Origin of the sequence: Tessaracoccus sp. OH4464_COT-324 (genome assembly GCF_003932855.1) — a bacterium.
Lineage (GTDB): Bacteria > Actinomycetota > Actinomycetes > Propionibacteriales > Propionibacteriaceae > Arachnia.
Genome location: NZ_RQYZ01000196.1, coordinates 1 through 296 on the forward strand (window position 1 = coordinate 1; position 296 = coordinate 296).

Sequence of the window (296 nt, forward strand, 5' to 3'; positions counted from 1 at the left end):
AGCAACATATAAAGATAATCCGATAAATAACAGTGCAATTTTAGTAAATTCAGCTCGTAATAACGGAATTCTTTTTTTTACATCTTCCCAATGCCAATAGATCACTGCAAGGCTTATCATAAGCGAGAATGGAGAAGATCCTACACCACGAAAAAATGGCATATCCAAATCGAAAAGCAATAAATATAAGGAAAAATAAGATAAAAATATCATTTCCGTAATCTCTGTCTTAGACTTGCTGTGGCATTAATCAAATAATAAAAAAATGGGGTTTGTACAAACATACCAAAAATAAA

Annotated in this window: 1 protein-coding gene; it reads right to left on the reverse strand. The window is 30.7% G+C overall.

The window, feature by feature from the left end; translation table 11 throughout:
* A partial coding sequence (locus EII42_RS13665; protein ID WP_233558429.1) for a hypothetical protein occupies nucleotides 1–213 on the reverse strand: 213 nt, incomplete at its 3' end.
* Nucleotides 214–296: the final 83 nt, after the last annotated feature.